The organism is Bradyrhizobium sp. (assembly GCF_019244115.1).
In the GTDB taxonomy this organism is placed as follows: domain Bacteria; phylum Pseudomonadota; class Alphaproteobacteria; order Rhizobiales; family Xanthobacteraceae; genus Bradyrhizobium.
The window spans coordinates 1-2,719 of record NZ_JAFATE010000438.1; the positions used below are offsets into that span (position 1 = coordinate 1).

At 65.0% G+C, this 2,719-nt stretch carries 3 protein-coding genes and 1 pseudogene; 2 read left to right on the forward strand and 2 right to left on the reverse strand.

What is annotated here, in order from left to right; genetic code table 11:
• A pseudogene (locus tag JOZ76_RS19375) lies at positions 1–401 on the forward strand (LLM class flavin-dependent oxidoreductase); the annotation flags it as partial.
• 146 nt (positions 402–547) lie between these two features.
• On the opposite strand, the gene JOZ76_RS19380 reads toward JOZ76_RS19375, so the two are convergent.
• Together JOZ76_RS19380 and JOZ76_RS19385 are read right to left on the reverse strand one after the other, a co-directional pair.
• Positions 548–1,408 carry a prephenate dehydratase gene (locus JOZ76_RS19380; RefSeq protein WP_291700890.1) on the reverse strand — a complete coding sequence of 287 codons (861 nt, stop codon included), beginning with the start codon at positions 1,406–1,408 and terminating at the stop codon, positions 548–550.
• Positions 1,409–1,453: 45 nt separating this feature from the next.
• A complete protein-coding gene (locus JOZ76_RS19385; RefSeq protein WP_291700892.1) occupies positions 1,454–2,191 on the reverse strand; it encodes a 3-deoxy-manno-octulosonate cytidylyltransferase in 738 nt (245 codons plus the stop codon).
• Between the two features lie 170 nt (positions 2,192–2,361).
• Between JOZ76_RS19385 and JOZ76_RS19390 the strand changes: the two genes are divergently transcribed.
• The coding region (locus JOZ76_RS19390) for a c-type cytochrome (RefSeq protein WP_291700894.1) at positions 2,362–2,719 on the forward strand (358 nt) is incomplete at its 3' end.

The following is a 2,719-nucleotide window of genomic DNA, read 5'->3' on the forward strand; positions in this document are numbered from 1 at the left end:
GCACGCGTTTCAAGCCCTCGGGCTGGCGCACTGCGCCGTATGCGATCCTCGCGGTCGCCATTGTCACGGCGGAAAGCGACGCTGAAGCCGAGCGGCTCGCCTCCTCAATGGATCTCAACCGGCTGCGCCGCGACCGCGGCCAGTATCTGCCGCTGCCGAGCCCGGAGGAGGCGCTGGCCTATCCTTACACCGACGCCGAGCGGGCCTCGATCGCGCGCAACCGCACGCGGCTGTTCGTCGGGTCGTCAGCGACTGTGATGCAGAAGCTCGATCCGCTGATTGCTGCCAGCCAGCCCGACGAACTGATGGTGATATCAGCCATGTTCGATCACGAGGCGCGGAAAAAGTCCTATTCGCTGCTCGCGGAGGCGTTCGGGCTTGCCGAGAAGGCAGCGGCATGAATGCAGCCATCCGTCGTCCCGGCCAAGCGCGCTCTTGCGCGCGCCGAGCCGGGACCCATACCGCGTATGAGACACATTGGCGGACGCCGTGCTCAAGCAGGTCGGCCTGTGGTTATGAGCCCCGGCTTTCGCCGGGGCGACAGAGATCAATCCAGCTTTTCGCTGAATGTCGCGCGGAACGGATGCCCCGGATAGACCCCGATGATGCGGAACTCGCGCGAGAAGAATTTCAGCTCCTCCAGCGCGAAGGCGAGCCCCTTGTCGTCGGGATGACCGTCGACATCCGCATAGAACTGGGTGGCGAAGAAATTGCCGTCGACCATGTAGCTTTCGAGCTTGGTCATGTTGACGCCGTTGGTGGCAAAGCCGCCCAGCGCCTTGTAGAGCGCGGCTGGCAGGTTGCGCACCCGGAAGACAAAAGTGGTGACCAGCGGCGAGGAACCCTGCGCGGCCCATTTGGCCTCGCGCGCCAGCACGACGAAGCGGGTGGTGTTGTGGTCCTCGTCCTCGATGTCCTCGGCCAAAATGTCGAGGCCATAGATTTTTGCCGCAAGGCGCGAGGCGATGGCGGCGACGCTCTTGTCGCCGCGCTCGGCGATGTCGCGCGCGCTGCCCGCGGTATCGGCGGCCACGATCGGCTTGAGGCCGAGCTTGCGGATGATGCGGCGGCACTGGCCGAGCGCATGGACATGGCTTTCGACCGTCCTGATGTCCGAAAGCTTGACGCCCTTCAGCGCCATCAATTGGTGGCGCACCGGCAAGAACCATTCGCCGATGATGTAGAGCCCCGAGGCCGGCAGGAGGTGATGGATGTCGGCGACGCGCCCCGCCACCGAGTTCTCGATCGGAATCATGCCGAGATCGGCCTCGCCGGAACTGATCGCGGCAAGCGCGTCCTCGAAGGTCGGGCAGGGCAGCGCCTCTGCGTCCGGATAGGCTTCGGTGATGGCGATATGGGAGTTGGCTCCCGGCTCGCCCTGGAATGCGATTTTCAGCGTCTTGGTCATCTCGGTGTGTCGCGTCGTCTTGTTTGGGCGCCTTGTAACAGCCGTCTAGCGTTTGGAAAGGATTCTGCGCGCCATTTCGAGATCGGGCGCGGTGTCGACGCCGCGCGGCACGGTGTCGACAATGGTGATATCGATGCGCATGCCCGCTTCCAGCGCGCGCAGCTGTTCGAGCTTCTCCTGCTGCTCAAGTGGCGAGGGCGGCAGCTTGACGAACCGTTCGAGCGCCGCGCGGAGATAGGCGTAGAGGCCGATATGATGGTAGCGCGGGCCGTCGCCATGGGGCGCCGTGGCGCGGGTGAAATAGAGCGCGCGCATCCGCTTACCCCCCAGCGAGGTTCCGACGGCCTTGACCACGCTCGGAGCGTTGTTCTCCTCCTCGGTGTGGATCTCGGCGGCAAGAGTGGCGATATCGACCGCGGGGTCGGCGAGCGGCGCCAGCACATCCCGGATGTTGTTGGGAGTAATGGTCGGAAAGTCGCCCTGCAGGTTGACGACAATTTCCGCCTCGCGTCGGGGATCGAGCTGTTCCAGCGCCTCAAAAATCCGGTCCGAGCCGGAGGGATGATCGGCGCGCGTCATGACCGCCTCGCCGCCATGGGCCTGCACGGCGGTCGCGATTTCCGGCGTATCGGTGGCGACGGCCACCCGGCCGATTCCGGCTTCCTCGGCGCGGCGCAAGACATGGACGATCATCGGCAGGCCGCAGATCTCCATCAGCGGCTTGCCCGGCAGGCGGGTCGAGGCCATGCGGGCCGGGATCAGAATGACGACGTCGGAACCCATGAAAATCGCTGCTTGGCCAGCAGCTTCTGTGCTCTGTCAAAGTTGCTCGCGGATTGTCTACACGGGTTGCCAGCCCGGCGGCAAACCGGCTATGTGTCCGCCCTGCAAGGCGCTCGAAAAAGCGCCGATTCCGCTCTTCTTCTCTTCCAAGCCTCGGGGACCGAGCCGCAATGGACTCCTTCGAAATCAACAAGATCCTGGGTGCGTTGCTGTTCACCTGCCTGGTGCTGTTGTCGCTGAATATCGCAGCGGGTGCGATGTTCGCGCCGATCAAGCCGGCAAAGCCCGGCATGGAGGTCGCCGTCACCGAGCATGCCGGCGGAGCCGGCCAGCAGGCGAAGGCCGAGCCGGAGGAGCCGATCGAGAAGCTGCTCGCGAGCGCGTCGGCCGACAAGGGCGCCAATTCCGCCAAGAAGTGCCAGGCCTGCCACACTTTCGGGAAGGGCGAGCCGAACCGCGTCGGCCCGAATCTCTACGGCGTGGTCGGACGGCCGAAGGGCTCCGAGGCCGGCTTCGACTATTCGGCCG